Raw genomic sequence first — 15,150 nt, 5'->3', positions numbered from 1 at the left:
TGGACCGGGCGGAGGTGCACCACGATGACTGCTGACCAGATGCCACCGGAAGTGATCAGCGCCTGCGGGCGGCAGCGCGGGCTGGTGACGGCGGCTCAGCTGGACCGGCTCGGCGTGGACCGCGCCCAGCGTACGGACCTGTCCCGACGCGGGTTGTTGACCCGGCTCGACTGGGACGTGTTTGAGATCCTCGGCAGCCCGACGCCGCCCCGGTTCGCCTATCCGTACGCCGCGTGGCTGGCCCTCCGCCCGGCCAGTTTCACCTGGGAACGGCCCGGGGCGGCCGGCACGACAACGGCCGACGCCGTGCTGTCCCACGAGGGCGCGGCCAGCGTGCTCGGCCTGGGCGCACCGAGCCTCAGCCGCTTCACGTTCACCGCTCCGACGCCGCTGGCCGCTCCCCGGGCGACCCGTGTGCTCCTTGCCCCCCTGCGGCCGGACGAGGTCAGCACGCACAACGGGTTGCCCGTCACCACCGCCCACCGCACAGTTGTCGACCTTGTCCGTAGCCACGCCGATCACTTGGAACTGCGCGGAATCATCACGGACGCGGTCCGGCTCGATCTGGTCGACCTGGCTGCCCTGCATCGGGACCTGAGCCCGCTCGCTGACGAGCACCGCTTCCCCGCGGAGGGGCCGGAGTTCGCCGGTTGGTTCCTGCCCGATCTCGACGACGCCGCCCTGTCGCCACGCAACGCCCACGCGCTGGCAGCCCTGCTTCGCCCGGCCACCCCGACCGACCCGCCGACGTTTCCGGAGGCCGTGCCAGGTGCGCGGCCCGGTTCGGAGGCCGCCGTCCGCCCGGACGGCGGCGTGGATGTGACCGGCCCCGGTCGCCACTTCGGATCGGAGATCTGACATGGGTTCCGGTGGCACCGACGTCGACTTCTGGCGGGAGCGCGCCGCCGCCGTCCGGGCGGACGGCGGGCGCGGCGACGGGTCGGCCGATCTTGACCTGGAACGGCTGGCCGCCGCGCGGCGTTACGAGCGGATCTACTCGGCGGCCGCGCGGATGCTGGCCGCGCAGGCGCACAGCACCAGAGGTTCCTGGCCGAATGTTCGCCGCCAACGGTGGCGCGAGTTGGAGACGCTGCTTGCCGAGGTGCCAGCGGTCACCTCCGAACCCGGTGTCGCCGATCCCTCCTGGCAACTCGCCGGCCGGCTGGACGAGGCGGGCCGAGCGGTCGACATGGCGCAGGCGGCCAGCGCATGGAAACATCAACTCGGCATCGCGCCGACCGCCACCCAGGTCGCTTCGCCCGTCGACCAGGAACCCGCCAGCATGGCCGTGGTGCTACGCAGCTCGCTCTACCTGGTCGTCAGCCATCTGCTGGAGGAACTCGCCCAGCGACTCGCCCCGGGCCGGCCCGTCGCCGCGGTGGGCCACGGGGGTGCCGACCTGGGCGAGGTATCGCGAGAGCTGGCCCGGCAGATCTGGAGCGCGGCGACCGGCCAGCGGGTGACCGCACAACCGGCCCGGTCGCCGGTACTGGCGGCACCGCGACCGCTCAGCACCGGTCTGCCACTGCCCGGTGCCGTCGAGCGGCTCGCCACGGCGGCTCGCCTGGCGGCGGAAGCCACGCCGGCTCCGGGACGGGACGGTCGGGATGACTCCGTGCGCCCTGCCGCGGCGACGGCCGCCGCGGACCTGCTCGCCGGTCTGCGGCGGCCGGACGGTCCGAGCTGGCGGGAACGGTACGACGGCATCCGGCCCGACGTCCATATGGTTTCCTCGTACCGTTGGGAGGGGGCCGCCGGACGACCGGTCGAGCTGGCGGAGCAGGCCGCCGAGATCCGTGCAATGACACACGATCTCCCCGCGCCACGGGGAATCGACTCCGAGGACGAGATTCCCGACTCCACCGCAGAGCAGGGCTGGATGCTCCTGCCGAACGCCGCCGCTCTGATCACGGCCGAGTTGCTGGACGAGTTGGCGGTGCGGCTGCGACCGGGCCAGTGGATCGGCACCATCCGGTTCACCGCGATCGCCCTGCCGGACCTGGTACGCGGGCGCCTGCGGTCCGCCGCCATCGGAACCTGACATCCCCCAGGCCCGCCCCACTATGCTGCTGGGGCCGCCGTCGACCCATTGGACGCGAATGATCACTGTTGAGTCGCTTGTCGACCTCACCCGACGGTTCGTTCTGCGGCAGGACGAGACCATCGAATGGATGACGTCGTTTCCGGAGGGGCCCGTCCTCGACGTCGAGACCGCCGACCGGGCCTACACCGTGCGAGTGGTCCAGGGCCTGCTCCAGGTGGAGAAGGAACCTTGGCTCGAAGCGGTCGTCGTGGCGAGCCGGGAAGACCAGGACATCGACGGCCCGACGCCGCGGGAGATCTTTCTCGTGTCGCGGGCCGGCGCCGTGGTCCGCCTCGCCGATCCCGACGAGGTAGCGCGGATCGGTGAACGGCTGCCCGCAGGCGGACTGCCCCCCCTGGCGTACGCGGAAATCCTGGTGCATGGTCAATGGCCTGGCGGCTGGTCGAAGCGTGTCGTGTCGGACCCCGAGGCGTGGCGCGATGCGTACCCCGCTGAGGCCCCGCTGCCGTCGATCGGGGCGCCCCACCTCGCTGTGTCGGACGGCGGGATCCTGACCCTGTCGTTCGCGGCCTCCCGGGAGCGCGCGGAGGCGGCTGGCGGCCGGACCGTGCTGGACGTGTCGGAGTGGTCGGTACGCGCTCTGGCGAACGCGCCAGCCACCTGGCGGTGGGAACTCGTCGCCGAAGCCGTACCGGTCAAGCCACCCTGGTCGAGCTGAGATGAGGAACCGGATGGAAGAGACACTCGCGCTGCGGCACGGCATGATCTACGACGTCGGCGACGACGGCCGGGTGGCGGTCACCTTTCTCAGCAACCCCGACCTTGACGGCCAGCCGGTCTCCGTGGAGCTGGTGCTCGTCGACGGCGACGACGCGGAGCGAGGGGTCACGCTGCACGTCGGTGACCGGTTCGAGTACGGCGGGGAGTCATGGCGGCTGAGCGGCATCGACGAGGTGGGGACCTACGACTACACCGTCCACCTGGTAAAGGAGGAAGCGTCGCTGGGCGGCAGTTCCACGGTTGACAGGTGAGACGACACCCTCAGGGGGTGTCCCCGCCACCCCGCCCGGTCGTCTCGGGGCGCAGGAAGAGCCGGCCGCCGTCGATCGGCAACTCGTCCCGTTGCTCACCGGTCAGCTCGAAGCCGACCCCGTCGGCGAGATAGACCAGCGCGAAGTCCTCCTCGCGCAGGGCGGTTTCGTCGGTGGAGAGCAGCGCCGAGTCCACTTCCGCCACGAATCGCAGCAACTCGCCTCGCGGCTTCAGACACAGGTACGCCAGCCGGAGAGCCGGGGTCAGTCCGTAACATGCGTTGTGGAAGGCGCTGGCCAGCGGACCCGCTTCGACCGACACCGGCCCCATCTCGCGGAGGATCCGCTTCAACTCCTCCGGCATGTCGTCGAAACCGATGGGCGTGGCCAGCGGCTCGTCGCCCACCGCGTCCCGCTCGAAGGCGAGCACCAGCACGGTGTGCCGGGGCAGATCCAGCACGTGCACCTCGCACGGCACGCCACCCCAGGAGTCGGCGCGGAATTCGCCCGGCCGGTCTGGATCGAGGGTGATCTGGATGCCCATCCGGGTGAGCGTCGGGGACAGCCAGGTGTGGTGCGGGCTGAACGGGGTGCGGGGCAGGTGGAAGGCCGCGCAGACCGGTTGACGTAGCCGGGAGCCCGGGGTCGACCCGTCGGGGCTGTCGGCCGGCGGCGGCAGCCATCTCGGGGTCCGCAGGTCGTCCGGGCTCACCGGCCGGGGGCGACGTCCGGTGATCAGCAGGTCCAGGGCGTCATCGAGGGTGTCGCCGAGCAGCCAATCGTCGATGGGGTCGATGGCCAGCACGGTGCCCTGTTCGGTGATGGCGAGCACCGCCTCGTCCAGCCCCTCCACGCCGAGCGGGTAGAGCGCCGAGTTGACCGCCCGGCCGGCGTCGACGAGCGTCGCCATGCTGTGGGCGGCCAACGTCGGATCGATGGCGAACGGGCGGGGGCTGAGTTCCGCCCCCGGGGGGTCGCCGGCGATGACCAGCCCACCGAACTCGGCGATCGCCGAGTCGGCGACGTCGAACGAGGTCAGCCGGGCGTCGAGTGGACCCGCACCGGATTCGAAGCCCTCGCGCATACGGGCGACCTCGGCGTCCGAGATCCGCCGGCCCGGGAACCAGCCCGCGGCCCGCAACGCCGCCTCCACCGGCTCATTGAACCGTTCGCTCACCGCGTCTCCTCCCCGGTTGGCGGCTGAAGGGCGAAGCCGACGTGGCGCAGCAGTACCTGGCAGGAAACACAAGGGGCGGTGGGGTGGCCACCCGCCGGGTCCGCCGGCTCACGCACCCGGTAGGTGGTCAGGTCGGCGCCACGGAGCAGTTCGTCGCGTACCTGTTCGATGGAGAGCGGGGGTTCCCCCACGGCCGCCCGGCTGGTGTCCTCCTGGTGCAGCAGGTCGGACAGTACGGCGACCTCCGAGCACCGGTCGTTGCCGCGTTCCCGGAAGCGGACCGGCAACTCGTCGAGGAAGTCGCGTACCAGCCGGTGCAGGTGGGGGATCGCGTCGCCCTTCATGCCGCGGCCGATGCGCAGCCGGCCGTCGGCCAACCTTAGGTGGGTCATGTTCACCGGATACTGGGTACGGACCCGATCCCGGCGCGCCTGCGCCACCGGGTCCCAGGTCAGGGGCGCGACCGGCACCCGTTCACGAAAGGCGCGGTACTGCTCGACGACCATCTCTACCGGGACCGAGGACCAGTACGTCATCTCGCCGTTGCGCCGGTCGACCACCGCCCGCCCAGCACCCACCGCCCGTGGATCACCGGACGGCAACGTACGCCAGAACACCCAGCCGAGGTCGAACTCGTGCATCCCGAACTCCGGAAGCTCCACGAGGGAGCTGTCCTGACTCAACCACGGTGCCGCGATCAACTCCGCGTCCGTCCGGTCGACCACGCCATCCTCCGCCCGTCCCTCGCTGTCGCGGTCCTCAGCCTAGCCGGGCGCCCCGGCTGCCGGGAGGGCGCGGGGCCCGGCCGACGGCGCCGTCGTGGTCTACGACGGCGTCGCCCGACACCCGCCGGCACGTCCGTGCCACCGCGGTCCAGACACGGCCGGACACCGGCCGGCCGTCAGGAGGCCCGGTCGGCGAATCGGTCGGCCAACTCACGGTAGACCCGCTGGACGGCTTCCAGCCGGGCCCGGTGGAACCGACCTGGCTGCGCCGCGTAGACCGATCGTCCGCGCCTGCTCCAGAGAGCGTCCTGCGGCACGGTGTCGGCACCGGCCGGGAGGAACTTGGCCGCCTCACCGACGGCGGCGGCGGCCATCCGCAGGTCGAGGAACGCCTGCCGCCGCTGTGCGGCTGTCATTCCCGCCGTCGGCTCGGCGGGGGCGTTGTCCCCGAGGAGGTCCGCCACCCACAGCCACTCTCCGGCGTCGATGAGTTCCGAAGGCCGGTCGTCGCCGAACGTCGGTTCGTCCTCGTCCGGGCGGATGATCTCGTCCGGCATCCGGAAGACGAACTCCCGCGGCGAGCCGCAGCGCGGGCACGCGGCGGTGTACCGACCGATCAGCTCACCGTCGATGTCGACGAACGAACTCGCCGGCCGGAATGTGGTCTCCCCACAGGCGTCACAGGGAGTCAGGTCCATGTAGAGGTGTGCCTCGACGTTCGTCCGCGCGAGTCGGGGTGCCATGACGGTGACCCTACCGGGACAGGGTGACCGGCCCGCCAGCGTCCGTCGGGTTGTCCGGGCATGTCGGGGCACCCGGGAAGGGCGGCGGCGCCGTCGGTGATTGCGCACCAGCTAGGGTCGCCGACATGGCACCTCCGTTTGCCCGCAACTCCGACGAGGCACACCTCTACATGCAGCTGCACCCGTGCGTGTGCGGGTCGGCCGATGTCGACGTGTCGAGTTCGGTGGCCGAGACCCCAGCCGGCTGGATGGTCCGGTACGCGGGCGCGTGCGTGGACTGCGGCCGCGAACGGACATTCGAGTTCCGGCAGCCGGAGGAGCTGTCGATGCCGCCGGAGAATGCCTGGGCGGCAGGCGACGAGCCGTCCGAACTGCTCGACGCCGGCGAGTGGTTGTGGGTCGCCGACTCGTACGGCAGCGTGCCGGCGGAGCCGTCCGAGGAACTGTCCGAGGTGCGGCGGCGGCACCTGCGTACCGACCTGATGGCCGCGCTGGCAGCGGTGGACGAGGTGCTCAAGTTCCTGCCGGACGACGCGGCGGAGGTCCCGGACGAGGCGTTCTGGTCCGAGCGTGGCCGGCGGATGCGGGTGGCCGAACCGGGCCGGTTCCAGCGGTTCCGGTTGGCCGCCGCCCGCCAGACGTACCAGCGGGCGGTGGACGACCTCGCGCCGTGACGTGGGCCGGTCCCGTCGACAGGCCGTGGCTAGGATCTCCGCATGTCGTCAATCCAGGCCGTCACCCCGGACGGGATAGCCAGCCTCGTCGCCAAGCTGGCCGGCCTGCGCTGGTCGTGGTCTCTCGCGGAGATCGACCAGACCCTTGCGCGGTCAGGGTGGCGGCGCGCCACCGAACTCCAGGAGCACGGCGCCGTGCTGTCCGTCGGAAACGACTCCGTCAGCGGGTACGCCGACCTCCAGGTACGCGATGGTGTGGCCGTTCAGCTGCGATTCATGCTGACCCGGGGGGCTCGGGCCGCGGACGGGGACGACGTACGCCGGGACGTGTTCGCGACCGTGGCCCGGGTGGCCACCGAGGCGGTCGGACCGCCGTCGGCACGGATACCGGGTGCGAAACCCGAGGTCCGGTGGGAGGTTTCCAGTGGCGTCCTGCAGACCGTGGACAATGGGACGTTCGTCGAGGTCAGCCTCCTCGCCAGGCACTGGTTGGACTGGCTGGACGAAATGGCGGACGAGGAGAACGAGGGCGACGACTGGTGAGCGGTGAGATGGACTGGGCCGACGTCGAACAGCGGCTCGCCGACCTGACAGGACGGTTGTCGAACGGAACGGTGCTCCAGCTGCGTACCGCCGCCCGGCCGCTGGACGGCTGTGCCGTCCGGCTCGTGCAGCGGCCGGATGCGCTTGCCGCACGCCTGACCGGGGACATGTCTCCGGACGCCGGCCACGAGCGGACGTTGGACGACCTGGGCTGGCGGCCGCCGGACGCCGCGCACCAGACGTGCTGGTGGCTGGAGCTGCCCTGGCCGGCGACCGCCGCCGGGTACCGTCAGTTCGCCTCCGGAGTGGTGGGGGCCATGCGGGAGGTCGGTGGCCTACGCCGGCCCGCCGACTGCGCGTACGAACTCCAGATGGTGGACGGCACCACGCAACCACTCGACCTCGGCATGCCGGACAGCGAGATCAGTCACTTCGCCCGACTGTCCCGGGGGGACGCCAGGGACCGGCCGTCCGGCCTCCTGCGGCGGGTTCGGGTGGGACACCGGTACGACGACGAGGCGCTGGGACGCGACGGCGAGTGGCAGGCCACCGAGACGCTGGTGCTGGCCGAACTGGGGGCGTTGGACGACCGGGTGGTGCCGTTGACTGCCGAGGAGGCGGACCGGGTGCTCGCCTGGTGGGGCGACCTGACCCGGGCGGAAGCCCGGCGGCGGGATCGGGAACGGGATCCTGACCTGCCCCAGCTGGCCCGCTCGGTGGACGCGGAACTCGACTCGACCGGCCGTCCGGTGGTGCGTACGGCCCGGCTGGACGCGAGCGAGCGGGGCGCGGTCGCGGCGTACCTCCGGAACGCGCCGGTGGTGCTCGTCGCCTGGGGCTTCGATCCGGACCCGTTCGACCCACGGCGGCCGGAGGTGGTGCCGCTGGACTTCCACACGGACGGTGAGTGGGTGTGGTCGGAGTCACTTGCCTACTTCGCCGAGCGGTACGGGATCGGCCCGGAGCCGGAGCTGCTGGCCCACCTGGCCCGCCGGCGGTACCAGCTTCCCGACGTTTCGGAGGAGCGGATCGCCAAGGCCGTCGAGGTGCTCGGCGGGTGACCGGACGTGGCTCGCCGGTGGGAGGCCGAGCGGACCGGCTCTAGGATATGGGTGCGGGCGCGAAGCGGCGCCGGTGAGGAGCGACCATGGCACTGCAGATGGATCCGGAGCGTCGGCGGAAGCTGCTCGAGCTGGCCCGGTGGAACCGGGAGTGGGAGGAGCGGCACCAGATCGACGACGCGGACCATACGGTGGATGGTTCGGACGGGCCCAAGCGGCGGTCTCCCACCCCGGAGCAGGAGGCGGAGTACCACCGTCGGGCCGATGAGATCATGGGTATCGATCCGGACACCGGGTTGTACCGGGGATGACAGCGGTTTTCCGCTGGCGCGACCGGCGCGGCCAGCGCGACTGACGAGGCGTCGGACGGACGCCGCCTACCGGGGCGAGGAGTTGCCGGATGACGGGCGAGGCACGGACCCTGGCGGAGGGCTACGTCTATCTGGAGCTGACCATGCCGGACGGCGAGACGGCCCCGGACTACCGGCGTCACTCCACGCTGTCCAGTCTCGATGACCGGACCTGGTTGCTCCGGTTCGACGGCCCCTACGAGGATCTGTGGGTCACCAACGAGGTCACCGTCGACAAGGCGGCCGACCGGGAGGCGGAGCGCAGCGGCCAGCGGTACGGCGTGGGGCAGTCCACCCTGATCGACGCCGGGCAGTGGTACGCCGTCGAGGAGGTGGCCGCCACGAACGCGCGGGCCGGCATGGCACGGCTGGCCGCCGGGACGGCGGACGAGGAGACGTACTGGACGGTGCTGGACGCCCTGGCGGCGGCCGCGGCTGCCACGGAGGAGATCGAGAAGTTCATCCCAGTGGGGGCCGAGGGTGTGCCGCCCCATGGGTTCTGGACGGACGTCGGTCGGTGGCTCGGCGATCAGCGTCGGGACGCGTTGCGCCGACCACGGCTGACCGGTGACCGTGCCTTCTACCGGCGCCAGCTCGACAAGGTACGGGCCGAACACACCCCGGCCGAGGCGGGCGCGCCGACGGGGCCGACCTGGCCCGCGGACCCGCCGCGGGCGGCGCTCACCGGGGATCCGGCGGGCCCGACGGTGGCGGTCGAGCCCGCCGCGCCGCTGACGCCCGGCCCGCGAGACCCCGCGCCGGACACCCCGCTGCCGGCGCGCACCTTCGCCGAGGCGTACCTCTTCATGGATCTGTGTCCGTGTCGCTGCGGTGCGACGCAGTTCCCCCGGGTGCCGTTCGACGTGTTGACCAGCGACGCCGACGCTTACCTCGCCCGGTACGCCGGCCCGTGCGACGGATGCGACGAGCCGCGCGAGTTCGTCTTCCGGTTCCCGCAGCGTCCCGGGACGCCACCGGACTCGCCGCACCGGTTCAGCTACCCGGGTGACGGTCCGTCGCTGCTGCTGGACCCGGGCGACTGGGTGGGCGCCGCGGAGGCGTACGGCATTGTCACCGATCGGCTGCTGACGGCGTTGGCGGAGGAGCCTGACGAACCGACCGAGGATGACCGGGCGGTGCTGGTCCGGTTGTCGAGCACCGCCGCGTACGCGGTGGACGAGGCGATGCGGTTCCTACCGGCGGACGCGGAGGCGGTGCCGGCCGAGGCGTTCTGGACCGACTCCGGGCGCGAGGTCCACGACGCCGCGCCGGATCGTTTCGACCGCGCCGCGCTCACCGAGTTCCACGCCCATCGCCGGCGACTGCTGGACGAGGTCGTGGCCCACTTCGGACAGTGGCCGCCCGCGCCCGCCCCGAGTTGACGCTGTGGCTCAGCGTGCGGCGACGGTGCTCCTGACGGTGGCACTGATCGGCGGCACAATGGCCTGCGGGTCGCCCGATGGTGGCTCCGGCAACCAGGCGGACACGGCGCCGTCGGCCTCCGGAAGCACGCCCACAACCGCGCCGAGTCTGTCGGCCGCTGCCGGCCAGACCCAGGAACTCACCAGGTCGCTCTGCGACATGACCGACACCGGTCCGTTGCTGGACGTGCTCGAGGTGCGGGCCGGCGGACCGCCCCGCTGGGAGGCTGACGACAGGTGCTCCTCGGGTGACGACGGCGGTGCTCCGCCTGTTACCTTGACCCGGTCGAGCGAGGGGGAGGGCGCACAGATGGCCCAGCCGGTCGTCCGTTCCAGGGACGAGGCACACCTTTACCTGGACCTTCACCCGTGCGTGTGTGGCCGGGTGGATGTGGCCTGGGAAAACGCCCTGACCAGCGACGAAAGTGTCCCGGCGCGGCGCTACCACGGAACGTGCGGCGGATGTGACCGCGAGCGGGAGTTCGTCTTCCGACTGCCGGAGCGGCCCGCCCTGCCGGCCGAGGACGACATCGTCTTCTTCGGTGGATCCGAGCCGTCCCAGCTGTTCGACGCGGGGCAGTGGCGGTTGATCGCCGACGCCGCCCTGGACGACGCCTCGTCGCAGTCCACCGGGGACCCGGATGCCGAGCCGGGGCTGCGGCTGTCGTTCGCGGTGGCGGTGGCGGCGGTCATCGAAGTGATGAAGTTCATTCCGGAGGGGGCGGACGCGGTCCCCGACAGCGCGTTCTGGACGACCCACGGACGGGCTGCCCGCGACCAGCGTCCGGAGCAGTTCACCAGGGCCGAGTTGGAGCGGACCCGCATGGCGTACCAGGAGCGGATGGCGGACCGGTTCCGCAAGTCGTGACGGTGATGGCGCGGCGGACCAGCTCTGGATGAGGCTCCGCGAACATATGCGGTGAGGGGCGACATGGCGTTGGAGATGGATGCGGAGCGTTGGCGTGGGCTGCCGGCCGTTCCCGGTCCGGCGGGATCTGGAACGGCCCGACTGGCCGGTGACCGTGGGGGCCGATGCCGAGACCGGGTCGTGCAACGACTGCCCAACCGACCGCCGCGCCGCGCCGCGGCCGTGACGCTGGCCGCCGGCTTCCTGCTCTCCGTCGCCCCGGTGCCGGCCGCTGCCGCTCTGGCGGTGACTGCCGCTCCGGCGGCGGCCGCCGGGCCGGCGCTCCGGGTGGCCGCTCCGGATGACAACTGCGCCAAGCCGGGTGAGGTGCCGGACGACGCGGTGCCATGGGCACAGCAGTGGCTCAACCATGAGGGCGTGTGGCCGTTCTCCCGGGGTCGCGGCGTCACCGTCGCCGTTCTGGCCTCCGGTGTAGACGGTGACCGACCCCAGCTCGCCGGGAGAGTGGAGTCGGGGTTCGACGCCGTGGCCAACCGGGCCGGCGCCGACACCGACTGCCAGGGCACGGGCACGCAGGTCGCGGCTGTCCTGGCGGCCCGGCGAGCCGGCTCGGGCAGTTTCAGCGGCCTGGCCCCGGACGCCAGGATCCTGCCGGTCCGTGTCCTGCCCGACCAGATCTCGGGTGAGATCCAGGTGGAGCCGGCTGTGCTCGCTCGGGGGATCACCGCGGCGGTGGACCGGGGCGCCGACATCGTCGCCGTACCGGTGCCCAGTTATACGGACAGTCCGGCCCTGCGCTCCGCGGTGAGCCGCGCGCTCGACGGTGGTGTGCTTGTCGTCGCGGCGGTGGGTGACCGGGCCGACGAGCAAGGTGGGAACCCGCCGCCCTATCCGGCGTCCTACGACGGCGTACTGGGGGTGGGGGCCATCACCCAGACCGGCGAGCGGCTGGCCTCGTCCCAGTTCGGTGCCTATGTGGACATCGTCGCGCCCGGTGGGGAAGTGGTTACCCTGCAACGCGGCGGAGGACTGACCGTGGCCAACGACACCGGTGTGGCGTGCGGCTTGGTCGCGGCGGCGGCGGCTCTGGTACGCGCCAAGCAGGGTGACCTGTCGCCGGCCGAACTGGCCAACCGGTTGACCGCCACCGCCACGCCGCCGGCCGCGGGGATCGGGCAGGGGCGGGGCATCGTCAATCCCTACGCCGCGGCGAATGACCAGCTCTCCGACGCGAGCCCCGTGGCGCTGCCGGCGGTCACCCGCGGGGACACCGGCGAGTCACCGGAGGAGATCCGCCGGCGAAAGATCGCGATGACCGGCGCGGTGCTGGCCCTCGTGGTCGTGCTCGGTGTCGTCGCGGTCGCGATGACCGTGCCGCGTGCCCGTCGACGTCGGTGGCGTCCCGCCGTGGTCGCCCCGCCGACGCGCCGGGACGAGCCGGAGGAACCGGCGCCGCCGGTCCAGCTCTTCGACGACCGCACGCCGGTCTGACCAGCCACCGACGCTCGCGGCGGGACCGATGTCCGGAGCCGGCGCAGCGTTCGGCGCTGGGTGGGCGCCGGCCGGTCAGCGGCCAGTGGCGTTGAGCGCCGGAAGCAGCGCGGCGGCCGGGTCCAGCGCCGGGCCGCTCGGGATCCGGGACACGAGAGCGGTGGGTACGGCGACCGCCTGCCCTGGCGTGTATCCCAACAGTTGCAGGGCGTCGCCGGACGGCACGGCGTACTTGATGCCGAGATCGGTGATCACATAGTGCGGGCCGGCGGCGGCGTTCGGTCCGGTCATCACCCGGACGATGGCCACCCGGCCGGCCGGCACCAACACCCGGTCGGCGAGCGCCGTCCCGCCAGCACCGCCACCGACCGTCACCGTCGCCGCGTCCGCACCGGGCAGGGTGCCGCCGACGACGAGTTGCGGTGGCGCCGCGGCGTCGCCGGTGACCGCGCAGAGTTGCTCGTCTCCGGCGGGGCTGACAAGCGTCGGTGGGGTCGCCGGTGGTTGACCGGCCGTGTTGTCGGGGCGCAACCGGGCGCTTCGCGGGGCGTCCGTCGTCTCGCTCACCCCCACGTCGATCGGCTTGGTGTTCTGGTCCGCCTGCAGGATCAGCTGCTGGACTGCCGTGATGGGAGCGAGGCCGTCGTCGAACACCAGATAGAACTGCTTGCCGGTGCCGGTGGTGGAGACCAGAACGTCGCCGATCTTGTAGGTCGGCACCGCCTTCGACGTCTCACCCCGGCCGGGCACCGGGATGGTCCCGATGTCCAGCCCCGCGGGTACCGTGTTCAGCCAGGCGGAACCGGCCTCCGCCGGGGTGGCCGCCCCGAACAGCGTCGTCACCACGACGTTCGACTGCTGCAACAGGTGCCGTCGGCCATGCCAGAGCAGATATGTCCGCTCCTGCTTGGCATCCCGTACCAGCAGGCCCTCGTCACCCAGAACCCGCCCGCCCTCGGGTGCGACCGAGACCGCGACGAGGGTGTCGTTGGCCGGCTGGCCGGCTCCCCTCCCGCCCGGTACGGCGCAGGCGCTCCACGGCAGGCCAGCTCGCTTCTTGGCCGACGGCAACGAATCCGGGGCACCCGGGATCCCTACCGTGATGCCCCGCTTCGCCTTGCCCAGCGAGTTCGCCGCCACCCGGAAGACCGGCGGATTCGGCCGTCCGGCGGCCAGCATGGCGGAGGCGTAGTTGAGTGTCGGGTGCAGGGCGTCACCGATGTAGACGAAACTGGCGCCGGTCTCCTTTTCGATGACGACCGACCCTTCGGTCCGCCACTTGTCGGTGCCGACCTTGGTGAGGATTCCGTACACCCCGAAGCCGGCCCCGACCAGGATGGCGATCATCACTCCGCCGAAGATGGCGCCGATGCCGCGCCGGAGCGGCGACTGCGCCGGATCGGTCTCCCGCATCACGAACGCGGAGATGACCCGCTGCGTCATGAACTGGTACGACTGAAGCTGATCGCGTCGAGTCGCCATCTGAGCCTTTCCTCTCCACCGGTCGCTGCCGCGTCGCCGGCCGTGCCGCGTCGCCCGCCGGCGTCAGCCGCCGATCGAGGCGAACATCCCCCGGATGGTGTTGAAAAGCCCGAACACCGCGCAGGCGAGCGGGATGAGTGCCATGATCGCGAGCACGTCGACGATGTCGGCCGTCCGTCCCAGGTACGGCGACGGGGTCCGCCGGCTGTAGGTCAGCCCGGCCGCCAGGACGGCCGCCGCGACCAGCGCGATGACCAACACGAGCAGCAGCCGCGGGGCGCCCGTGGAGACGCTCATCGTGGCGCCGAGGAGCAGCAGGGTCGCTCCGAGACCGCCACTGGCCAACAGCGGGATCCGCTGTTGGGGCAGCGCGAAGAGCCGGGCCCGGAGCAGCAGCGCCAGCACCCCGGCCCCGGACAGCAGCCCGGCCGCGGTGCTGTAGTCGACGGTGAGCAGGAAGACGATCGCCACGGCGCTGCAGACGGCGGCGGACAGCAGCAGACCGGTGAGAATCTCGGTTGCCCGGGCCACCGCGGAGAACACGTCGGCCCGTTTGGGCACCGGACGGTCACGCAGGATCTCCTCGGGGCGGTCCGGAAGTTCGGGCACCGGCAGCCGACCCAGCCAACTGGCGATCAGGGGGTAACCGGGGAGCAGCCCGAGCACCATCGTCAGCGCGATTGCTGCCGCTCCCGAGGCGGACATGCCGGCGAGGCTGAGCAGGGCGGCCAACAGCCCGGTCAGACCGGCGGCGATCCCGGCCATGAACAGCCGTTGCACGGCGGCGACACCGGTGTAACCCGCCACGCCGACCGTCAGCAACGCCGCCGAACCGAGCAGCAGACTGGTGTCGCCGAAGTCGCCGAGCGGAGCATCGGCGGACAGCACGAGCAGGCCGCCGCCGACGAACGCGTACGGCAGCGCGCAGGCGGCCAGCACGGCACCGGCGACCGCGTCGCCAACCGCCCGGGCCAGCAGCATGCCACCGACGACGAGGGCCGCGGCCAGGGCGAGCCCCACCACCGCGACCAGCGGCCAGGGTGGGCCGGACAGCAACAGCACGGCCGCACCGAGGCCGAGCGTGACCGACGCGACGGCCAGACCGCACCGGCGGGTGGCGGCGTTGCCCCAGGACCGCCCGGCCCGGCGGGCACCACCCGCGATCACCTCGACGACGTCGTCGTACGCCAGTTCCGGCCAGTCTTCCCGGGCCGGAGCGAGGTGCAGCAACTCGCCGTCGCGGACGCCCTGGGTGGACAGATTGCGGCCGGGTTCCAGCAGCGCGCCGGTGGCTCGGCGAAGCACCCAACCGCCGTGCTTGTCGCCGATGTCCCCGAGATCGTCACCAGCGTGCCGGAGGAGATGCGGAAGCAGTTCCGCGACGATCAGGTTGTCCGGCAGCGCGACGTCCATCCGTCGTTTCGGTGCCGCCACCGTAACTCTCGCCAGACCGAGACCGCCCGGGGCCGTCACGCTGGTCACCTCCCCCGCGCCCTGCGCTTGGAACCGCCGTCTTGAGCGCGCCCAACCTAGCATGTCA

The 15,150-nt window shown here is 72.1% G+C and carries 16 protein-coding genes; 11 read left to right on the top strand and 5 right to left on the bottom strand.

Translation table 11 applies throughout. The annotated features are described in order from the left end of the window. Window positions 1-24 precede the first annotated feature (24 nt). The 4 genes from ACFQUZ_RS20910 to ACFQUZ_RS20895 are packed head-to-tail and all read left to right on the top strand — an operon-like array spanning window position 25 to window position 3,075. Window positions 25-858 carry a hypothetical protein gene (locus ACFQUZ_RS20910; protein WP_377444811.1) on the top strand — a complete coding sequence of 278 codons (834 nt, stop codon included), beginning with the start codon at window positions 25-27 and terminating at the stop codon, window positions 856-858. Window position 859: 1 nt separating this feature from the next. Continuing rightward, window positions 860-2,041: a hypothetical protein gene (locus ACFQUZ_RS20905; RefSeq protein WP_377444808.1), complete on the top strand. Its 1,182-nt coding sequence runs from the start codon at window positions 860-862 to the stop codon at window positions 2,039-2,041. A gap of 58 nt (window positions 2,042-2,099) precedes the next feature. Further along, the gene (locus tag ACFQUZ_RS20900; protein WP_377444805.1) at window positions 2,100-2,762 is read left to right on the top strand and encodes a hypothetical protein; all 663 of its coding nucleotides are present in this window, start codon (window positions 2,100-2,102) and stop codon (window positions 2,760-2,762) included. 13 nt (window positions 2,763-2,775) lie between these two features. After that, on the top strand, window positions 2,776-3,075 hold the full coding sequence (locus tag ACFQUZ_RS20895) for a DUF6406 domain-containing protein (protein WP_377444804.1): 300 nt from the start codon (window positions 2,776-2,778) through the stop codon (window positions 3,073-3,075). A 10-nt stretch (window positions 3,076-3,085) separates the two neighbouring features. Here ACFQUZ_RS20895 and ACFQUZ_RS20890 read toward each other — a convergent pair whose 3' ends face one another. From ACFQUZ_RS20890 to ACFQUZ_RS20880, 3 genes are all read right to left on the bottom strand, one after another. Then, complete coding sequence (locus ACFQUZ_RS20890) at window positions 3,086-4,252, bottom strand: SUKH-3 domain-containing protein (RefSeq protein ID WP_377444802.1); 1,167 nt, start codon at window positions 4,250-4,252, stop codon at window positions 3,086-3,088. Continuing rightward, entirely contained in the window at window positions 4,249-4,977 is a 729-nt protein-coding gene (locus ACFQUZ_RS20885; RefSeq protein ID WP_377444801.1) for a YwqJ-related putative deaminase, read from the bottom strand. Before ACFQUZ_RS20885 ends, ACFQUZ_RS20890 begins: the two co-directional genes overlap by 4 nt. A gap of 176 nt (window positions 4,978-5,153) precedes the next feature. Further along, window positions 5,154-5,720: a hypothetical protein gene (locus ACFQUZ_RS20880; RefSeq protein WP_377444800.1), complete on the bottom strand. Its 567-nt coding sequence runs from the start codon at window positions 5,718-5,720 to the stop codon at window positions 5,154-5,156. 125 nt (window positions 5,721-5,845) lie between these two features. Between ACFQUZ_RS20880 and ACFQUZ_RS20875 the strand changes: the two genes are divergently transcribed. The 7 genes from ACFQUZ_RS20875 (at window position 5,846) to ACFQUZ_RS20845 (ending at window position 12,128) form a co-directional block, all read left to right on the top strand. Continuing rightward, window positions 5,846-6,394 carry a hypothetical protein gene (locus ACFQUZ_RS20875; RefSeq protein ID WP_377444797.1) on the top strand — a complete coding sequence of 183 codons (549 nt, stop codon included), beginning with the start codon at window positions 5,846-5,848 and terminating at the stop codon, window positions 6,392-6,394. 42 nt (window positions 6,395-6,436) lie between these two features. Then, window positions 6,437-6,937: a DUF6301 family protein gene (locus tag ACFQUZ_RS20870; protein ID WP_377444795.1), complete on the top strand. Its 501-nt coding sequence runs from the start codon at window positions 6,437-6,439 to the stop codon at window positions 6,935-6,937. Further along, on the top strand, window positions 6,934-7,998 hold the full coding sequence (locus tag ACFQUZ_RS20865) for a hypothetical protein (protein WP_377444794.1): 1,065 nt from the start codon (window positions 6,934-6,936) through the stop codon (window positions 7,996-7,998). The genes ACFQUZ_RS20870 and ACFQUZ_RS20865 overlap by 4 nt, the downstream gene beginning before the upstream one ends. A gap of 86 nt (window positions 7,999-8,084) precedes the next feature. Beyond that, on the top strand, window positions 8,085-8,309 hold the full coding sequence (locus ACFQUZ_RS20860) for a hypothetical protein (protein WP_377444791.1): 225 nt from the start codon (window positions 8,085-8,087) through the stop codon (window positions 8,307-8,309). 89 nt (window positions 8,310-8,398) lie between these two features. Beyond that, on the top strand, window positions 8,399-9,730 hold the full coding sequence (locus ACFQUZ_RS20855; RefSeq protein ID WP_377444788.1) for a hypothetical protein: 1,332 nt from the start codon (window positions 8,399-8,401) through the stop codon (window positions 9,728-9,730). A 4-nt stretch (window positions 9,731-9,734) separates the two neighbouring features. Further along, complete coding sequence (locus ACFQUZ_RS20850; protein ID WP_377444785.1) at window positions 9,735-10,637, top strand: hypothetical protein; 903 nt, start codon at window positions 9,735-9,737, stop codon at window positions 10,635-10,637. Between the two features lie 180 nt (window positions 10,638-10,817). Further along, window positions 10,818-12,128: a S8 family serine peptidase gene (locus ACFQUZ_RS20845; protein ID WP_377444782.1), complete on the top strand. Its 1,311-nt coding sequence runs from the start codon at window positions 10,818-10,820 to the stop codon at window positions 12,126-12,128. A 75-nt stretch (window positions 12,129-12,203) separates the two neighbouring features. Here the strand turns inward: ACFQUZ_RS20845 and eccB are convergent, their stop codons facing one another. Both eccB and eccD read right to left on the bottom strand, forming a co-directional pair. Beyond that, the gene (eccB, locus tag ACFQUZ_RS20840; RefSeq protein ID WP_377444780.1) at window positions 12,204-13,610 is read right to left on the bottom strand and encodes a type VII secretion protein EccB; all 1,407 of its coding nucleotides are present in this window, start codon (window positions 13,608-13,610) and stop codon (window positions 12,204-12,206) included. A gap of 63 nt (window positions 13,611-13,673) precedes the next feature. Beyond that, entirely contained in the window at window positions 13,674-15,083 is a 1,410-nt protein-coding gene (gene eccD / locus ACFQUZ_RS20835; RefSeq protein WP_377444778.1) for a type VII secretion integral membrane protein EccD, read from the bottom strand. Window positions 15,084-15,150 lie beyond the last annotated feature (67 nt).

The sequence above is a fragment of the Plantactinospora sp. GCM10030261 genome (assembly GCF_042666615.1).
Classification (GTDB): Bacteria; Actinomycetota; Actinomycetes; order Mycobacteriales; family Micromonosporaceae; genus KBS50.
The sequence above is the reverse complement of the archived record's forward strand: the minus strand, read 5'-3'. Positions and strand labels throughout refer to the sequence as shown.

What these genes read in the sequence shown, in the direction of transcription:
- ACFQUZ_RS20910 (WP_377444811.1), top strand. Translation starts at nt 25, where the DNA reads ATGACTGCTGACCAGATGCCACCGGAAGTGATCAGCGCCTGCGGGCGG.
- ACFQUZ_RS20905 (WP_377444808.1), top strand. Translation starts at nt 860, where the DNA reads ATGGGTTCCGGTGGCACCGACGTCGACTTCTGGCGGGAGCGCGCCGCC.
- ACFQUZ_RS20900 (WP_377444805.1), top strand. Translation starts at nt 2,100, where the DNA reads ATGATCACTGTTGAGTCGCTTGTCGACCTCACCCGACGGTTCGTTCTG.
- ACFQUZ_RS20895 (WP_377444804.1), top strand. Translation starts at nt 2,776, where the DNA reads ATGGAAGAGACACTCGCGCTGCGGCACGGCATGATCTACGACGTCGGC.
- ACFQUZ_RS20880 (WP_377444800.1), bottom strand. Translation starts at nt 5,720, where the DNA reads ATGGCACCCCGACTCGCGCGGACGAACGTCGAGGCACACCTCTACATG.
- ACFQUZ_RS20875 (WP_377444797.1), top strand. Translation starts at nt 5,846, where the DNA reads ATGGCACCTCCGTTTGCCCGCAACTCCGACGAGGCACACCTCTACATG.
- ACFQUZ_RS20870 (WP_377444795.1), top strand. Translation starts at nt 6,437, where the DNA reads ATGTCGTCAATCCAGGCCGTCACCCCGGACGGGATAGCCAGCCTCGTC.
- ACFQUZ_RS20860 (WP_377444791.1), top strand. Translation starts at nt 8,085, where the DNA reads ATGGCACTGCAGATGGATCCGGAGCGTCGGCGGAAGCTGCTCGAGCTG.
- ACFQUZ_RS20855 (WP_377444788.1), top strand. Translation starts at nt 8,399, where the DNA reads ATGACGGGCGAGGCACGGACCCTGGCGGAGGGCTACGTCTATCTGGAG.
- eccB (WP_377444780.1), bottom strand. Translation starts at nt 13,610, where the DNA reads ATGGCGACTCGACGCGATCAGCTTCAGTCGTACCAGTTCATGACGCAG.